Annotated in this window: 14 protein-coding genes; 3 read left to right on the top strand and 11 right to left on the bottom strand. The window is 49.2% G+C overall.

Annotated elements, in window-relative coordinates; translation table 11 throughout:
- Nucleotides 1-42: 42 nt before the first annotated feature.
- From L6H98_RS02805 to L6H98_RS02780, 6 genes are all read right to left on the bottom strand, one after another.
- Nucleotides 43-2,301: a glycoside hydrolase family 95 protein gene (locus L6H98_RS02805; protein ID WP_236412694.1), complete on the bottom strand. Its 2,259-nt coding sequence runs from the start codon at nucleotides 2,299-2,301 to the stop codon at nucleotides 43-45.
- 98 nt (nucleotides 2,302-2,399) lie between these two features.
- Nucleotides 2,400-3,110, bottom strand: coding sequence for a helix-turn-helix domain-containing protein (locus L6H98_RS02800; RefSeq protein WP_236412693.1), 711 nt, complete (start codon nucleotides 3,108-3,110; stop codon nucleotides 2,400-2,402).
- A gap of 108 nt (nucleotides 3,111-3,218) precedes the next feature.
- Nucleotides 3,219-4,793: an extracellular solute-binding protein gene (locus L6H98_RS02795; protein WP_236412692.1), complete on the bottom strand. Its 1,575-nt coding sequence runs from the start codon at nucleotides 4,791-4,793 to the stop codon at nucleotides 3,219-3,221.
- Nucleotides 4,794-5,024: 231 nt separating this feature from the next.
- Nucleotides 5,025-6,773 (bottom strand): sensor histidine kinase, encoded by a 1,749-nt coding sequence (locus L6H98_RS02790; RefSeq protein WP_236412691.1) that lies wholly within the window; start codon nucleotides 6,771-6,773, stop codon nucleotides 5,025-5,027.
- Nucleotides 6,774-6,849: 76 nt separating this feature from the next.
- Nucleotides 6,850-7,731, bottom strand: coding sequence for a carbohydrate ABC transporter permease (locus L6H98_RS02785; protein ID WP_236412690.1), 882 nt, complete (start codon nucleotides 7,729-7,731; stop codon nucleotides 6,850-6,852).
- Nucleotides 7,732-7,746: 15 nt separating this feature from the next.
- Nucleotides 7,747-8,733, bottom strand: a complete 987-nt coding sequence (locus L6H98_RS02780) for an ABC transporter permease subunit (protein WP_236412964.1) — start codon at nucleotides 8,731-8,733, stop codon at nucleotides 7,747-7,749.
- Nucleotides 8,734-8,948: 215 nt separating this feature from the next.
- Here L6H98_RS02780 and L6H98_RS02775 point away from each other — a divergent pair, with 215 nt between their 5' ends.
- Both L6H98_RS02775 and L6H98_RS02770 read left to right on the top strand, forming a co-directional pair.
- On the top strand, nucleotides 8,949-10,112 hold the full coding sequence (locus L6H98_RS02775) for a glycoside hydrolase family 27 protein (RefSeq protein WP_236412688.1): 1,164 nt from the start codon (nucleotides 8,949-8,951) through the stop codon (nucleotides 10,110-10,112).
- On the top strand, nucleotides 10,113-10,316 hold the full coding sequence (locus L6H98_RS02770) for a hypothetical protein (protein ID WP_236412685.1): 204 nt from the start codon (nucleotides 10,113-10,115) through the stop codon (nucleotides 10,314-10,316).
- 78 nt (nucleotides 10,317-10,394) lie between these two features.
- On the opposite strand, the gene L6H98_RS02765 is transcribed toward L6H98_RS02770, so the two are convergent.
- Nucleotides 10,395-11,201: an AraC family transcriptional regulator gene (locus L6H98_RS02765; protein WP_290371412.1), complete on the bottom strand. Its 807-nt coding sequence runs from the start codon at nucleotides 11,199-11,201 to the stop codon at nucleotides 10,395-10,397.
- A 203-nt stretch (nucleotides 11,202-11,404) separates the two neighbouring features.
- On the opposite strand from L6H98_RS02765, the gene L6H98_RS02760 reads away from it, so the two are divergent.
- Nucleotides 11,405-12,940, top strand: coding sequence for a carboxylesterase family protein (locus L6H98_RS02760; RefSeq protein ID WP_236412681.1), 1,536 nt, complete (start codon nucleotides 11,405-11,407; stop codon nucleotides 12,938-12,940).
- Nucleotides 12,941-13,087: 147 nt separating this feature from the next.
- Here the strand turns inward: L6H98_RS02760 and L6H98_RS02755 are convergent, their stop codons facing one another.
- The 4 genes from L6H98_RS02755 to L6H98_RS02740 are packed head-to-tail and all read right to left on the bottom strand — an operon-like array spanning nucleotide 13,088 to nucleotide 18,225.
- Nucleotides 13,088-14,674: a helix-turn-helix domain-containing protein gene (locus tag L6H98_RS02755; protein WP_236412679.1), complete on the bottom strand. Its 1,587-nt coding sequence runs from the start codon at nucleotides 14,672-14,674 to the stop codon at nucleotides 13,088-13,090.
- A complete protein-coding gene (locus L6H98_RS02750; protein WP_236412677.1) occupies nucleotides 14,671-16,428 on the bottom strand; it encodes a sensor histidine kinase in 1,758 nt (585 codons plus the stop codon). The genes L6H98_RS02755 and L6H98_RS02750 overlap by 4 nt, the downstream gene beginning before the upstream one ends.
- 24 nt (nucleotides 16,429-16,452) lie before the next feature.
- Nucleotides 16,453-17,307 (bottom strand): carbohydrate ABC transporter permease, encoded by an 855-nt coding sequence (locus L6H98_RS02745; protein WP_236412962.1) that lies wholly within the window; start codon nucleotides 17,305-17,307, stop codon nucleotides 16,453-16,455.
- Between the two features lie 39 nt (nucleotides 17,308-17,346).
- Nucleotides 17,347-18,225, bottom strand: a complete 879-nt coding sequence (locus L6H98_RS02740; RefSeq protein ID WP_236412675.1) for a sugar ABC transporter permease — start codon at nucleotides 18,223-18,225, stop codon at nucleotides 17,347-17,349.
- Nucleotides 18,226-18,306 lie beyond the last annotated feature (81 nt).

The following is an 18,306-nucleotide window of genomic DNA, read 5'->3' as shown; positions in this document are numbered from 1 at the left end:
TGAATAAGATCTTTACCGGTTAGTGCTTCAGGATCAATGCTGCTATTGCTCTTCTTGGCGAGTAAAGGTGTAGGATTGCCCTGCGGTTCCTTCAAAGGTCACGGGTCGTAAACCGGGGGCTTCCAAACGGCAAGGACCGGAAACGGTGCACTTCACCACAGCGGTTGATATTTGACCTGAATCCCACGCAAAATCAAGCGTAAAACCTCCCCGGGCTCTCAGTCCTTTAACGGTTCCATGACTCCACTCCTCAGGCAAAGCCGGCAGCAGCCGGAGGATTCCGCCGTGGCTTTGCAATAACATTTCGGTTATGCCCGCCGTTCCGCCAAAATTGCCGTCAATTTGGAAGGGCGGATGATTATCAAACAGATTAGGCAGTGTCGAATGTGCCAAGAGCGCTTTTACGTTATCGTAAGCTTGTGTCCCGTCCTGAAGTCTGGCCCAGAAATTGATAATCCAGGCCCGGCTCCATCCGGTATGTCCGCCGCCGTTCGACAATCTGCGCTCCAACGTGATCCGGGCCGCTTTAGCCAGTTCGGGCGTACGTTCCACGCTGAAGCTTTCTCCGGGGTAAAGGGCAAATAAATGCGAGATGTGACGATGACCCGGTTCTAACTCCTCATAATCGTTCATCCACTCCTGGATTTGGCCATAACGGCCAATTTGCGGCTGTGGAAGGCGTTCCAGAGCCGCTGCCAGTTCCTTCCGGAATGCCGCATCCATCCCGATGATTTCCGAGCTTGCGATGCAGGCCTTAAACAAAGCATCGATAATCTGAAAATCCATGGACGCCCCCGCACATAATACTCCTGTCTCACCGTTAGCGAGCATGTAGCTATTCTCAGGGGAAACAGACGGACAGGTAACAAGGCGTCCCTCTTCATCTTCAATCAAGTAATCCAGCAGAAATAATGCCGCCTCTTTCATCGTCTCATAAGCTCGGGCAAGAAAGTGCCGGTCCTGAGTATACTCGTAATGCTCCCACAAATGCAGGCAAAGCCAAGCCGCGCCCATCGGCCAGAAAGAAGCCGGCAGGTAGGTATCCTGGGGTGCTGTATCCCCCCAGATATCGGTATTATGATGAGCGGTGAATCCCCTGCAGCCATACATTACCTTCGCCGTTGTCCGTCCGGGCTCGCGCATGCGTTCTATTAAATCGAATAGCGGTTCATGGCATTCGGATAGATTACCATTTTCTGCAAGCCAGTAGTTCATTTGCGCATTGATATTAATGGTGTATTTACTATCCCAAGCCGGAAGAAAACTATCGTTCCAGATCCCCTGCAGATTTGCCGGCAAGGAACCCGGCCTGCTGGAGGAGATGAGCAGGTATCGGCCATATTGGAAATAAGTTGAGATTAAACCGTGGTCGTCCTCCCCTTCACGTATCCTGGCAAGCCGCTCGTCGATCGGAAGCAAACTTAAATCAGCCCGCTCCGGAAGGGTCAGCTCCACCCTTGCATACAAGGCACGGTAATCGGCGGTATGCCGTTCCAGCAAATCGGAATAAGTCATTTTACTTATCGAGTCCAGCCTCCGTTTGGCCTCCAGCTCCGGATCAGGATGCCGGAAAGTCGTTCCGGCGGCAAGCATCAACGTTACCGAGTCGGCATCATTCACCAGCAAATATTCACCCACGGTCCGGCACTTGCCTTCCTCCGTGACAGCTTTTAGTACAGCATTAAACGTGCTGCCTCCTTTCCCACCGCATTCTCCGCGCATAACGAGTCCGCTCTGCTCCCATTTCTCGTTCTTTTCCAGGTAACGCCAGTTGTTTCTGTTAAACCGGGCTTTCAAGGAGATGGCATTCTTGTGATCTGCAGAGATTCGCATTATGATTGCCTGATCCGGGTAGCTAGCAAATATCTCTCTCGTATAACGGATATCCCCGATTTTATATCGGATCCGGGATACTCCATTGTCGAGGTCAAGCTCCCTCATATAGTCCTCCGCCGGCAAATCATGATTAGCGAACGACAGGAGCAGGTCGCCAAGCGGCAGATAATGCCGCTGGGATTCGGGAAGTCCGGCCATCGCCATTCCCGCAAGCTCTTCCGCCTCACGAAGTTTTCCATCCAGAATCAACTTGCGTATCTGAGGCAAGTGGACCAGTGCATCTTCATTGTTGCGATCACGAGGTCCTCCGTACCATATAGAGTCCTCGTTCAGCGACAGTTTCTCCTCAGCTGTTCTTCCGAAGATCATGGCTCCCAATCTTCCGTTACCGACCGGGAGCGCTTCGTTCCATACAACTGCCGGCTCACGATACCATAATCGCCGGCCCGAATCTAAGCTCGCCATGATTTCCCTCCCCCTTTATAAGTTCATTAATATAGAAACTGCGTTTCAACTGTACCCATGAATCTACCTTGAATTTTTTCGCAGACCACAGAGATTCTTTATATTTCATTATTCCGGTAGGCCCCTGGAGTAGTGCCCGTGTATTTCTTGAATACCTTCGAGAAATAATGTTTGCTGTCGTATCCGACCTGCTGGCCAATCGCGCTGACAGAAAGCTCGCTGTTGGACAGCAGCAGCTCCTGGGCCGCCTGGATTCGTAACATATTGAGGTAATTGATGAAGGTATGCCCGGTTTCTTTCTTAAACAAACTGCTGATATAGTTGGGATGAAGATTCATTCGCTCGGCAAGGTCGTCCAATGAAAGATCTTTGCGGAAATGAATTTGGATATACGTGAGGATCCGCTTGGCACGACAGGAATAATCCGCATCGGATTCGTTTGGCAGTTCTTCTCTTATACGCCCAAGCAGACCGGCGATTTCGCCTTTGTCTATCGGCTTTAGCAGATAGTCCACCACGCCTGTTCGAAGCGCTCTGCGCACATATTCAAATTCATCATAACCTGTCAGAATAATGAAACGGTCGCACCATCCGCCGAGTTTGATTTCCTCAATCAGCTCAAAGCCGTTTTTCTCCGGCATATTCAGATCTGTAATGGTTACATCGGGCATATAGTCCTTCATCAGGTCAAGCGCATCATAAGCATTTGTTGCCTTACGGACCTCGGTTCCCAAGGGAGCGACTTCCTGCACAATTTTAACCAGCCCGCTTAAGATTAGCGGCTCATCGTCAACTGTCAATACCTTCATCCCGGCTCCCCTCCCCTTTCGTTATGCTAAAACTACGGCTTCAACCTTTGATCCTGTATATGAATAAAGTTCGATAGGGACGCTGATATCCCTATCGAACTTCTTCATTTATTTAACAAACAAATCCTTCTTCTTCTGATAAACCTCGTTTGCCCAATCCACAAGACGCTGCAGACCCATGTTCTCGGCATTGTTGATCATGGCTTCATAATTGGCCACGGCTTCTTCTTCCGATTGGGCCAGATATATTTTTACTTTTTCATTTTTAATCATTTCGTCGATTTTTGTTTTCATCGTCTTCTCCTCGGAATCAGGCTGCGTTTGAATCAAACCTATTTCCGGTTTATAGACGGTTACAGCCTTTCTCTCCATCAAAGCCTGCGTCTTCTGGGTTCCCGGAACATAACCCTGCAGCCCTTCCATGACTCCGTCGTTGTACAAATACCACCACTTAATCCCGTTGTTGTTAATGAAATCGGCATCGGAAGGAGAGTATTTCAAATCCGGATATCCCTTGTCATTCCATGTCCAATGCTCGCCTTCGACGCCAAACATGGTTAGTTTTTTGCCTTCGTCGCTGGCCAGGTATTGGAGGAACTTAATCGATGCCTCCGGATCCTTGTTTTTCTTCGTAATAAACGTACCCGCAAAGCCTAGTCCGGTGCTTACGATCTTGGTATTTTCGGACAAGGCGCTCGGCAGCATTTTGAACGTGTAAGGTTTTCCGTCGCTTTTGGCTTTAATGTTATCCGTGTCTGCCACAGCGACAGTATGACTGTGAGCAAATGCTTTACCGCTTAATGCGTACTGATCGTCAATCTGATCGTTGGTGTAAGCATAGTTTTCGCCCAGAATATATCCGCTGCGATAAAGGCTGTTCATAAACTTGAAGTACTCCAGCATCTCAGGCTGTCTAATGGCATAATCGATTTTTCCGTCACGTTCGTACCAGCCATCGATGAGCGCCTCTAAACCGAACTGCTGCATAAAATACTGCTCGATCCAGTCTTTATCCATGATCAAAGGAATCATATCCGGGTATTTCTCTTTAACCCTGCCCAATACCTTGACGAAATCATCGACCGATTGAATGGGCGGATTGCCTAATTCCTTCAGGATATCCTCCCTTACGGCTATACCGGGATTTCCATCGCTGCCGATCGCGTATTTATTTTTACTCATTTCCTCCTGGGTCGCAAAAGAGTTCCGGACGGTATAGAAATTGCCGTCATCCATCGTATGGATCGCTTTTCTCGTATCGTCTATTTTAAAGTCAGGCGCATACTTCTCGATCAGCTCGTTCCAAGGATAAGACAGCTGGGAATCGGACATGCGGTCAATATTGGCATAGGTGAACACCAGATCCGGCAGGTCACCGGAAGAAATCATTAAGGGAAGCTGTTTATCGTCCGTAGCCACTGTTACTTTGAGCTTCACGCCCGTTTTTTCCGTAATCTTCTCGGCGACCGGCCCTTTCCATTCTTTAACCGGATACCAGGAGGCGTCGATGAATAAGGAGAGTTCCTTGACTTCCCCGTTATCCGCCGAGGACTGACTCTCAGTCCCCGCACCTGCGCTCTGGCCAGGATTGTTATTGCCGCTGCCGCAGGCAGACAATAACACGGTTAGCATAACTATGCTAAGTGACAAAAGCAGTGCTTTCTTCCCCTTTTTCTTTTTCATAAAACCCCTCCAGCATCGATTTTTTGATATTAAAGCAGTGCTTTAATATTAGGTTGGTGATGAACAGGACCATATTAAATCGCTTACAAGAACAAAGTGACGATTCCGCCATTTAGCATGTCTTTATGCGGCCGGTTCTGTTATGTCTTAAGTTTAATCTGCGGTGAAGGAGTCCAGTAAGCCAACATCCTTAAGAAAGCGTTGTCATTTTTTAAGGAGTTTCAATTGGAATTACGATTCTCCCAGCTTTTTAGGTACAACAAGGGTAAGACAGGTTCCGCTGCCCTGAACGCTATCCAGGATCAAGTCAGAGCCCTCTCCATAAAACGACTTTATCCTTTCACTGACGTTGTATAGTCCTACGCCTCCTTCCATCTCATCGATCTGATGCAAAGATTCGCTCGCACCGGATAATCTTGAACGAAGGGCCTGCAGTTTGTCTTCGGGTATTCCCATTCCGCTGTCTGAAATACAGATGCGCATTTCTTCTGCATCCTCCGTTGCCTGCAGTTTGATATGAACCGGCCTCAAGGTCGAGGAAGCCCCGTGGACGATACTGTTTTCGACCAAAGGCTGAAGGATAAAGCGCGGACAAGGAACATGCTCCGTATCCATATGAATGTCAATTTCAATGGAAAGCCTGTCCTGCAGCCGCATCTTATGAATATTGAGATAGAAGATCACGGTTTCGATTTCGCGGGCAAGAACGGTATGATCCTCTTTGGATGACAGGCTGTAACGCATCAGCTTCCCGAACCAATAAGAAATGTCGGCCACTTCTTTATCATGGTTTGATTCGGCAAGCATTCGGATTGTCTCCAGCGTGTTATAGAGAAAATGCGGTTTAATTTGTGCCTGCAGCACTTTATACGCAGCCTCTTTATTCCTCAGTTCGGCACGGTGTACGTTGTTGATCAATTCGTCCATACGCTGAATCATAGCATTATAAGTGCTGGTCAAAAAACCGATTTCATCCTGCCGGCCCAGTTTATCATGTTTGCTGATGTACTGCTTCATGTTGTTATCATTCAAATGGCGCATATGCCGGGCCAGCCGGAGAATACGTTTTGCCAGTGTTGAGGCAAGAGCATAGTAGGCAAAGGACATGGACAGCAAAAGGATAACGATCGTTGAAATCATAATGATTCCTTTTCGTTTAACCGAATGAAACACCTCATCCACGCTGCCGATAACGACGATCCGTGCGCCGAGCTCCTCGACGTCCAGCTGGTTTACAATCGTGTTACGGTTAATGAAATAGGTTTTCTCCTCTTGGTCACTCAGCTGTTTCCTTGTAACTTCATCCACCTGGATACCGGTCTCATTAATAGCATCCCGCACTCCCTGCTTCGGCAGCAGAAGGGCATTCCAGTTATCACCGCTCCCCGTCGCCTTGTAAAATCTGCTTATAAGACCACTATTGATCCGGAGCTCAAGAAGGCCGATAATTTCGGTGAAATCCGTGTTGTAAAGATTCTGATAGAACACGAGGGGCGGCGGCGACGCTCCATAATCGGACATAATCCACACTCCATGGCCCGGCTTCAGCCCGCTTGCCATCTTTTTTACCTCCGGAGAGAGGGTTGAAATATCCAGAAAGCGGTCGGAGATCGGCAAAGTCTGCGGTTTCGTTTTATAGATTTTAAACGACTCGATTTCATTATTGTTAAACAGCGAATGGGAGATAATCGGACTAATGTAACGGTTGTAGGCATAAATGCTTTCCGAATCCGAAGTGTATAGCCCTCCCAAATAATCCGTTACATAAGGGTTATATTGCAGATAACGTTGGATCGAACTGATCCGGACAAGATCCGCCTTCATGTTTGAGTAGGCTTGTTCCAGGATTTTCTGCCGACTTTCGACTAACTGCTGGGTAAGATTCCCATAGATTTGCACATAGTAGTAATAACCGAACGTCACGACCGGTATAAAAATTAAAATGACGTATCCCCAAATGATTTTTCTGACGATGCTCATGGTTCGAGACCCCCTGCGCCGCATATTTCTCTTTAAAATACCATAAGCCAAGAGGGTTCAATACTCGTTTTCGGAATCAGCCTTTGACGGAACCGAGCATGATGCCATGCACAAAATACTTCTGCAGGAAAGGATACACGCAAATAATCGGCACAATGGAAACGACCATCGAGGTGACCTGCAGCGAAAAGCTTGTGACCCCCGAAGCGGGACGATTGGCGACAGCGAGTGAATCCATCGGCGCATTGCTCTGGTTGATGACTTCCATCATGCGAAAAGTAAGTGTGCGAAGGCTGTCTGACTGTACGAAATAAGCGGAATCCAGCCAGGAGTTCCATTGTCCCACACCCATAAACAGGGCCATCGTAGCCAACAGCGGCGTTGAAACCGGCAAAATGATCTTGAAAAAGATGACAAGTTCACCTGCCCCGTCCATGTGAGCGGACTCTTTGAGTTCGCTCGGTATTTCGCGAAAAAAGGAAATGGCAATCAGCAGAAAAAAGGTGTTAAGCATAGAAGGAACAATATAAACGGCAAACGAATTCAGCAAGCCGATCGAACGAAGAACGACGTAATAGGGAATCAGGCCGCCGGAAAAGTACATGGCAAAAATGATGATGGTAAAATACGTTTTGCTGAACATAAGGCCCCGGTGCGAAAGCGCGTAAGCGACCAGGCTTGTCAACAGGAGACCAAGCAGGGTTCCCAATACGGTCCGTGCGACCGTTACCAGGAAAGCGCTTAGCCACTTCGTATCTCCGAGGAACATTTTATAGTTCTCCAATGTGACGCTTCTCGGCCAAAGGTAAACGCCTCCCAGCAGCGTGTCGGTGCCTTTGTTGAAAGAGGCAATCAGAACATAATAGAACGGATATAACATGGTAAGCATGATGATAAATAAGGCAGCATAAATGAAACTGTCAAAGAGTATATCTTTTTGCTTCTGAGTCTTTAGCATGCCTGCGCCCCCTTTCTAGAATAAACCTGAACCCGACACCCGTTTGGCGATGTAATTGCTGCTAAATATCAGGATTACGGAGATCACGGACTGAATGAAATCAATAGCCGCCGCATAAGAGAAACGTCCGTCACTTAAGCCGACTTTAAAAGCATAGGTTTGAACGATCTCCGAGGTGGGGTTGTTGATGCTGTTCCCGAACAAATAGGCCTGCTCAAAATTGGAACCGACCAGCCCACCGCCAAGTATGCTTCCGATCGTCAGAACGAGGACAACAACAATTGTCCCTTTCATTCCCGGTAAGGTGATGTGGCGGATCCTTGCCAGCCTCCCCGCCCCATCTATCTCGGCAGCCTCATAAAGCGACGGGTTGATCCCGGTAATGGCCGCCAGGAAAATGATGGTCCACCAGCCCATCTCCTTCCAGATGGCACTGCCCACGGCAAATCCCCAGAAGTAGTTGGGACTCGTTAAAATATTTAACGGCTTGTCGATTAGGCCGGATTCCATCAAAGCTCTGTTGACCATGCCTACATCTGCTGACAGGAAAGCGTAAGAGACACCCACCACCACAACCCATGAAATAAAATGAGGCAGGTAACTGATCGTCTGAACGAAACGTTTGAAGCCCATGTTTTTCACTTCGTTCAGCATGATTGCAAAAAGGATCGGCGCCGGAAAAGCAAAAATGACCTTCAAGAAGCTTAATACCAGCGTATTTCGAACAATATTCCCAAACTGATAATCATGAATAAATTCATTGAAGTATTTGAAACCGACCCACTCGCTTGTGAAAATCCCTTTGATCCCGTCCGAAATTCTGTAATCCTTAAAAGCCATCAGGATACCAAACATCGGCGTGTAGGAGAATATCAGCAGGAATATCATGCCGAGTCCGACAAAAAGATGCAGCACCTTTTGTTTTTTGAAACGCTTCCATAAAGAAGTACGCCTTCCTGCTTTAGAAGCGGAAAGGGTTGGGAATTGTGTATTTATCTCCATATGCGCTCCTCCTTTTAATTCTAGTCTATCCCGGAGGATGCAGCTGAAGTAAGTCCACATTCTTAAGAAAGCGTTATTAAAAATTAAGAAAGGCTGCTCCTTCTTAGACAACATCTGTCCATGTTCAAGCAACGTCAAGCTATGGCTGAATACGCTTTTATCGTTTAAGTTCATTGTAGCTATTTTGAAAACAGGATTAGAAAGGAAGCGAGATAATGAGCAACCGTTCGTTAACGGGATTCGCCCCTGCGCTGGGCTGGAATTCATGGAATACCTTCACATGGGATATCAATGAGCAATTAATCCGGGACGTCGCTGACGTATTTGTGTCGGAGGGTTACCTGGCAGCAGGTTACGAATACATCGTCATCGACGATTGTTGGAGCTTGAAGGAGCGGGATGCTGACGGCAGCTTGGTCGCTGATCCCGAGAAATTCCCGAGTGGAATGAAGGCGCTTGCAGATTATATCCATGATAAAGGACTGAAGTTCGGCATGTATTCCTGTGTCGGTACACATACTTGTGCGGGTTATCCAGGCAGCTTCGAGCATGAATTTCAGGATGCAGCGCTGTTTGCCGAGTGGGGTGTGGATTACTTAAAATATGACTACTGTTTCAAGCCGCGTCATATCTCTGGCGAACTGTTGTACAAGCGTATGAGCCTTGCGCTCAAAAACTGCGGACGGGATATCCAGTTCTCTGCCTGCAACTGGGGTGAGGACAACGTATATGACTGGATTCGTGAATCAGGGGCTCATATGTATCGCTCCACCGGCGACATTCGCGACAACTGGGAATCGGTCAAGGAGCTGGCTCTTTCTCAGCTCGGCAAACAAAGCTACACCGGCTCCTTCTGCCATAATGACATGGACATGCTCATCGTTGGCATGTACGGAGGAAGCAACAACGACTTTATCGGAACGATTGGCGGCTGTAACGATATTGAATACAAAACCCACTTCTCGCTCTGGTCCATGATGGGTTCGCCGCTCATGATTGGATGCGATGTACGCAAAGCCAATCAGGCCACCAAGGATATATTGTTGAATCCGGACCTGCTTGCCATCAACCAGGACGCGGAGGCACGCGGAGCTTATCGCATCAAACCCGAGCCGCAGTGGTTCCACACAGACGATGTATTCATGCTGGTGAAGGTGCTGACAGACGGAGATCTCGCCATCGGCTTCTTTAACCTGAGCGACAGTCAGCGCGAGCTGTCCCTTCAATTCTGGGATATGGGGCTGCCTTACGCCGCCGGTTATGCCCTGTCACTCTACGATTGCTGGGAGCACAAGGAGCTGGGTATATTCCGCGAGCGTTATGCACCCGTTGTCGGGGCCCATGATTGTCTCGTCGTCCGGGCCAAATTGGTGAAGTAAATGGCTCAAAGCCGCCTATGCACCTCCTGTTCCGTTCCCCTCTCCTCGGACGATGTCGGCATCTATATCAAACTGGTCTCGCGCGCAGCCCAGCAATTTCTCTGCATTGATTGTCTCGGCGTGAAGCTGAACTGTGGACGGGAACCGATCGAGAAGCTGATTCGTTATTTCCGGGAATCGGGGAACTGTGCTCTCTTTCGTTAACGTAAATACGGCTGACCATTATTCTGTGCTATTGATGCACTTTGTGGTATGTGCTTCGGTATTTTGCGCCTTGTTCTATTATCGACAGGTGTCTTTCTGATGCAGCATCATGTATGCTGAGGGCGTATATGATGTTGCTTTCTTGAATACTTTGGAAAAATAAAGCGGGTCATTATAACCGACCGAATAGGCCACGGATTGAACGGTTAAGCCGGATGTTTTCAACAGCTCGCAGGCGCGCCGGATGCGGCATGACATGATGTACGCCGATACCGATTCGCCTGTAGCTTCTTTAAATCGCCGAAACAGGTAACTGCGCTCCAGATTTACGGCCTGCACAATCTCGGCAACAGTCAAGGACGGCTTCCAGTAATTTTGCTCAATATATCTTCTCGCCAGCCATACGTAATCTTGGGGTTCGTCCTGCCGCTCGCTTGGAAAGTATTCCATGTAATAGGACAGCAGCAGGTGCAAGCGTGCATCGGCCCGCAGCACTTCACTTGCCGATGCACCCGCATTCCAGGCCAGATGAAACCAAGGCTCCAGCGTCTCTGGCGCAGCTGATGCAACAGGCTGCGATATCGAAAGTTGGGTCAATTCCAATATCTGTGAGGCGTCCTGCCCGCTGAACTCGACCCACACGTACTCCCACGGATCGTCCGGGTCTGGGTAATAATAGATTTCCTTTTGCGGAAAAATCATAAAACTCTCCCCGGCGCTCAGTCGAAAACGTCGGCCCCCTGTCTCCAGTGTTCCTTGCCCCCGAATAATATAATGCAGCGCATAAACGTCACGCACCCCCGGTCCCCATTGATGGGTGTTACACGGCTTATGTCCGCCGCTGATAAAGTAAACATGACTGGCCCTGCTTCTGTCTCTCCACAATGAGCCCAACCTGATCCTCTCCCTTGTTCATATGTAGTCATTATTAAATATTACTGTCACCTTTATTTTCACGACTGGAAACAAAGCTTCAAGTTGCTTATCATGGATATAGAGAGCTTTTGCCCAGCATAGATGTAAGCGCACCCACGATTCTTGAGACGACATACGTAATGGATATTCAATCCAGAGAGGAGAATGTTGTGTTGCTTAGAACGGTTACAGTAGAAAATGGTCAAATTCAGGGGCTGTCCGCCGCAGATCCGCGTATAACCAGCTTTAAAGGCATCCCGTTCGCAGCCCCTCCGGTAGGTGAGAATCGGTGGCGCGCTCCGCAGCCTGCGCCCGACTGGGATGGGGTGCTGCAAGCTTTTGATTTTGCGCCGATCTCCATGCAAGCCCCAACGGTCATCGACGATAACAACATATACACCCGGGAATGGGCTGTTGATCCGGACCTGCCGATGAATGAGGACTGCCTGTATCTGAACGTCTGGACACCCGCCAAACGGACCGATGAGAAGCTGCCTGTGTTTGTCTGGTATTTTGGCGGAGGACTTCAAGTTGGTCACACCGCCGAAATGGAGTTTGACGGTGAACGTATTGCCCGCAGAGGCATTGTTGTGGTTACCGTCAACTACAGGCTTAATGCGTTTGGCTTCCTGTGCCATCCCGAAATCAGTGCCGAATCCCCGGAAGCTCCGGCCAACTTCGGACATCTGGATCAACAGGCAGGCACGCAGTGGGTGAAACGCAACATTGCCGCCTTTGGCGGGGATCCGGATCAGATCACGATTGGCGGACAGTCGGCGGGAGGCGGCAGTGTACTCAGCCAGATGACCTCCCCGCAAAATAAAGGGTTATTCCATCGGGCTGTCATTATGAGCGGCATGGCGACCGAGCTGTACCCGAATGTACGTGTACCCGCAGTTCGCGGCACACTGCGTGATGCCGAGCAGGAAGGTGTTGCATTTTTCCGCTTCCTGGGAGTATCCTCGCTGGCTGAAGCAAGGCAGCTGGATGCCGAATACCTGCGTGACAAAACATTGGAATACAAAGGCTTCTGGGGAACCGTTATCGATGAACAGTTCTGTGCAGGCGATCCATTCACCCGCTTCATTCAGCATCAACGCGAACCCGTTCCGGTGATGCTCGGGCACACGTCTTCCGAGTTCTGGACCCGGCCTGCGGTAGGCAGCCTGGACGAACTGAAACAGATGGCTGGCGAAATTTTTGGCGAGGATGCCCCGGCCTTTTTGCAGCGCTGCGAAGTCGACACCGGCGACTTGGAACATGCCCTGCAGATGGCTTCAGTCCGCATGATCGAACATGCCATCCAGCTGGCGATTCGATCGAACAGCGGGCACCCGTCCGAGACACCGCTCTATTATTATAACTTCGACGCGGAGATTCCAGGCTGGGATCAGCCAGGCACCTTCCATTCTGTCGATCTGTGGTTTTTCTTCGAAACACTCGCCAAATGCTGGCGGCCTTTCACTGGTAAACATTATGATCTGTCGCGCCAGATGTGTAACTATCTATCCCATTTCATCGCGACAGGTAACCCGAATGGTCCGGATTCCACCGGCAAACCTCTGCCCTATTGGATTCCGGCCAGCGTACAACAGCCTTATCGCATGGAATTTGATGAACAGGCCCGGTTACAGCGTGCTGAGCCTGAGCCTGTGCTCGAATTGGTCATTGAGCATTATTTCAAAAAGCAAAATGAGCCTGTTTTGTAACGGTTTGCTGCTACTCTAATATTACAATAAAGAGCCGTGCAAATGTGCATGGCTCTTTATTGTCTTGCCTGTTTAACTTCCCCCTTGTTATCAATGCAGTTATACCTAGTCAGCTGTATGATATTCAATGTGGGCGTTAATCGTTGTCTATGATTTCCCCAAAGCCTTGAATGTGCATGACTCCTCTCGAAATTCGCTCGGGGTTTTGCCGGTATGTTTTTTGAACAGCCTGCTAAAGTATTTCACATCTTCATATCCAATGATCGCAGCCACTTCACTGACTTTTGCAGGAGAGACTGCCAACATCTCCATCGCCCGCCGGATACGCATATTCGTCACAAAATCCCCAAACGTGAGGCCTGTTTCTTTCTTAAACAATTCGCTAAGATGTCCCGGATGCAAATGGACCTGACCGGCCACCTGCTGCAGACTGATCTCCTGTGCAAATCCGGATTCAATGTAGGCAATGGCCTTTTGCACATGTGACGCCTGTCCTTGGCCCATTTCGCAATAATAGGTTTGCATCAGACCGTATAAATGCTGAAACAGCAAATCCCGGAGGTCCGCGGCATCTGCATCCGGTTCCGGCTGCCAAGGTTCATATCGCGCAGGTTCTTCTCTTCCTAATGCATGCATGGTACGAACAAGCCAGCGCTGTCCGGCGATGACCGCAGAATGCAAACAGGCATTGAACGATTCCGGCGTCACTTCCGGATCCATGATAAGCTCGCTTACAAGCTCTCGTGTCCATGCGGTCAGCATGACAGGATCATTATCGAGCAGAAGTGTCCCCAGAGCAGTTTCTTCTTCATGCGAAAGCAGTGTTTTCCCGCCTTTGCGATGACGTACATGTTCAATGCCCCATATTTTATCCTCCAACAACCCCAGAAACTGAAATGCCGTGGATGCGGTCATGTAACTTTCGTGGAGGCGTTCCTCACTAGAAACCGGATGTCCTATAGATGCACGCAGTTGACATTTCAGCAATGGTTCCATGTGATTGAACACCGCTCCCAATATGTTCTGCAGTTCCTGCTGCCTGTTCGCTGACTGTATAACGCCAATAACCTGTTTCTTATGAATATGTACGATTGCGCCAGGCAGCATATCCTCCAGCATGTTATGTACTGCAAACCTCAACAGCGCAGCCGAAGAATGACTCCATCCTTTGGCCTGAACAATGAATACCTGTTGATAGCCATGCCCCTCATTCAGAGAATCATCGGCGAATTCGACGGCTCCCCTCTTCAGGAATGCAGGGCAAGAACCCGAATCCACGTCACCATCAATAACCCATCGTTCAAACAAGTGCTGCCTGTTCTCCCGTATTAGTCGTCCTTCTTCGGATTTTTCAGCCCAACGATCCATAATTCTTTGTTTGGCTTGAAGAACCGTTTGAATGATTTCTTCCGGTTTGCTCGTTTTGAGCAGGTAGTCCTTCACTCCCTGGCGGATCGCTTGCTGGGCATAAGGGAAGTCATCATATCCGGACAAAATAATAACCTCCAACTCCGGCAGCAATCGCAGCCCTTCGTCGGCCAGTTCAAGCCCCGTCTTACCCGACATCCGGATATCGGTCATCAGAATGTGAGGGCGTTCTCCTGCCAACCGCGTTATCGCTTCTTCCGCTGAGGCTGCCGGTGTGAGAAGTTCTATCCCTAACTCGTGCCACGCAATTACGCTGGCAAGTCCGGTCCGAATAATTACTTCATCATCGACAATTAGTAGTCTCATGGTCTTTCCTCCAAAAAGGGTATGGAAAATGAGATCCGAGTTCCCCCGCCGATCCTGCTGTCCATTTCTAATTGAGCGTCAGGCCCGTAATGAAGCAGCAGTCGCTCATTCACATTGTGAATCCCGTATCCGCCAACGAACGGTTTCTCATCCGGCTGATTTTCCCTCAGCTGGTCCAGCTTCTCTTGATCCATGCCAACGCCATCGTCCAGCACGAGTACGTTCATTCGTTCCCTCCCTTGATCCTGCCGAATCATGACGGTAATTGTTCCCGTGCCAACCTTGGGCTGAATACCATGGATCATCGCGTTCTCGACGAGCGGCTGGAGCAGCAGCTTCAGCATCATCCTTTGCTCCAATGCGGGATCCACGATATACTGGACTGCAAATTTATCGGGAAAACGGATGGACTGCACACGTACATAATGCTGGATGTGCGCAATTTCCTGTCCTACAGGACAGTATTCTTTACCGTTGTTCAAACTGATCCGCAGGAAATCACTCAGACCTTCTACCATCTCTGCAATTCGAGTCTCTTTCGACATTAAGGCAATCCAGTGAATGGACGAAAGGGTGTTGTACAGAAAATGAGGATTGATTTGTGCCTGAAGCGCCCTGAGATCTGCTTCCTTTTTGCGGGCTTCACCACGTATAACTTCATTCTTCAAACTCTCGATATGCGCCCCAAGCAGATTATAGCTCTCTCCGAGTCTGCCAATTTCATCATCGGTTTCGGTTCCGAACAAAGGAAGTGGACGATGCGGGTCAATACGGGACAAGTGTCTGGTGAGCACACGCAGAGGCCTCGTCACTCGGCGGACGGTAAACCAGACAAGTCCTGCGCAAATGACAGCGGAAGCAACCACAGCGAGCGCCGTAAGAATCAGAATATAACCGTTTTCCGACTTGTATTGATCGTAGGGCACCGTTCCGGTCAACGTCCATCCCGTCAACGGTTGCGGGTAATAGAGGAGCGTGCGTTTATGTTCTCCGCTGCCATACGTTGTCGTGCCGCTCCCCTGCTGCCACATCGTTGTTTGCACATCTGGTTCAACCTGCTCCAGAGATTGCCCAAGTCGGGATTTATCCATGGAAGCCAGTATTTCTCCCGAACGCCCGATCAGCTCCAAGCGGCCTTCGCCTCTGCCAAGTCCCAGCGTAGCCCAGTCTTTGGATATAGCCTTTTCATCCAGACTGATTGCGAGCCACCCAAGATGACGATAGTCATGAATGCTGCGGATGGGACGTACCAGCGTGATCACATTTTGTATCCCTGCATAGTTGTGAACCGGATACACGCTGGTCCATGTTTTGTCTCCATCTCCACTTGGTATTGGCGGATAGGCAATCCCCGGCTCATACCAGGTTGCCGTCGTCAAGGAGGCATTGAACCGATCCGGATAAATCGCAATGTTCGCGATATACTTTTTGGAAGCTGCCAGATTGGTCATTCTGCCGACAATGTCCACGCGGTCCAGCTCGTGATCTTCATTTCGACTCAAGTACTGCTGAATATCCCGCTCCCCGATCAGAAAAATCGATAGATTCTCGGCGTCCTGCAGCATATAGCGGAGGTTGGCTTCCACTTGTTTTAATGTATCCATGCCGGATAGCTTCGTTTTCTGTTCGGTAATGCGGGACGAAATCAAAAACGCGAACAGACCTAGCGCCAGCAGCGGCACAATCATGGAAGCTGTTACGACCACCGAGAGTTTTCTCTGGAGCGAAGAAGTAAGCCAGCGTCCCAATGCCATTTCCTCCTCTGGATGCGATTTCGTTTATCCTTTGACCGCACCAGCCGTCATGCCCTTCATAACCTGTTCCTGAAAAACAAGATATAAAATAATGGTCGGAATCACCGATAAAGTCATGGCGGCCAGCGTTAATCCATAGTCCGTCTGATATCCATCTGCGAAGTTCGCAATCGCCAGCGGCAGCGTTTTCAAACCGGTTTTGTTGATGAACACGAGTGCAAACGAAAAATCATTCCAAGCATGCAAAAAGCTCAAAATCGTAACCGTGGACAAGGCAGGCACCGACATGGGCAGCATAATCCGGGCAAACAGTCCCCACAGCCCTGTTCCATCCATAAAAGCAGCTTCTTCGATGTCACGCGGCACACTTGTGAGGTAAGCTGTGAGCACAAAGATGGCTGTAGGCAATGCAAACGCCGTATAAGGCAGAATCAACGCCCAATATGTATTCAACAAGGACATCTGCTTCATTAGAATAAACAAAGGAACCAGCGTACTATGAATGGGAATCAGCATACCCACAACGAAAAAAGTCATGACCAGTCCCTTCCAACGGAACTGGAACCGCGCCAATATGAAAGAAGCAAGCGCAGCAATAAACAGCGTCAATACCAGCGATCCCAACGATACAATCAAGGAGTTGCCAAATGCCGTTCCCAGTTTCGAGCTTTCCCACGCATGGCTGAAATTGGCCGCGTTCCATTGGGCCGGCAGCCCAAAAGGTCTGCTGTAGAAATCTTCATTCGTTTTAAACGCACTAATGACGAGCCAGTAAAACGGATACAATGTTAAAATACCATACACCGTTAGCAGCGTCCAAATGATTCCACTCCGCAGACGACGAACCGGATGACCTGAAGCTCTTCCTGAGGATGGCATCGTTACAGGTGTTGTACTCATTGAATTCACTCCTCTCCCTCAGTTCTCTTTCCGTTTGCGACTGGTCACCCACTGGCTTGTTCCGATTAGCAGCAAGGAGATCAGCACGATGGTTGTTGAGATGGCACTGCCGAAACCGTAGCGGTATGTCGTAAAGGTTGAATTATACATATAGGTAGCGAGCAGCTCTGTAGCATGTGCCGGCCCCCCCTTGGTCATGATGTACACCAGATCGAAGGATTTCAGACTGCCCGAAATGCACAAGATGATCGCGACCTGTACGGTTCCCCAAATCATGGGCAGAGAAATGGACACCACCTTGCGGATTCCTGATGCTCCGTCCATCTTGGCCGCGTCATGAATCTCACCGGGAATGTTTTGCAGCGCAGAGATGAAAATAATCAGGTACAAACCAACAAAGCTCCAGAGCAGCGGCGGTACAAGAGAAAAGATAGCCATCTTATCATCAGAGAGCCATTGCAGTTTCCAGCTTTCCAGCCCCAAGGCGTCCAACAGAAAGTTCAAAATCCCAATCTGTGGATGATAGATATACTGCCAGATCATGCCGATCACGACGGTAGATAACACCATGGGCAGAAATACGGCAGAACGCAGGAAGCGCTGCAGCGGATTGCTTTTATGCAGCAATACTGCCAGCATCAGCGCTAACGGAATCTGTCCAAAAACGGACGCCAGGACAAAAATCACGTTGTTTTTCAGCGCCCGCCAGAATATGGGATCATGCCAGATCTCCACGTAGTTGTCCAGACCGATGTAGCTGGACTCCCCGATTCCGGACCAGTTAAAGAAACCATAATAGGCTGACCAAACAACGGGGACAAATACGAACAACGCATATATGATCATTGCCGGAGCAAGCCCCAGCAGGATAAAACGCCGATTGCTTAATGCGTTCATTTATTCACTTCCCTTCGTTAATCGCTTTCTACCGACTGCAAAAACATTCACACCAGGCCACTGCGAGTGTAGTACATTTCA

It is taken from the genome of Paenibacillus sp. JJ-223 (assembly GCF_927798175.1).
Taxonomy (GTDB): Bacteria; Bacillota; Bacilli; order Paenibacillales; family Paenibacillaceae; genus Paenibacillus; species Paenibacillus hubeiensis.
This window is presented reverse-complemented; position numbering and strand designations above follow the sequence as displayed.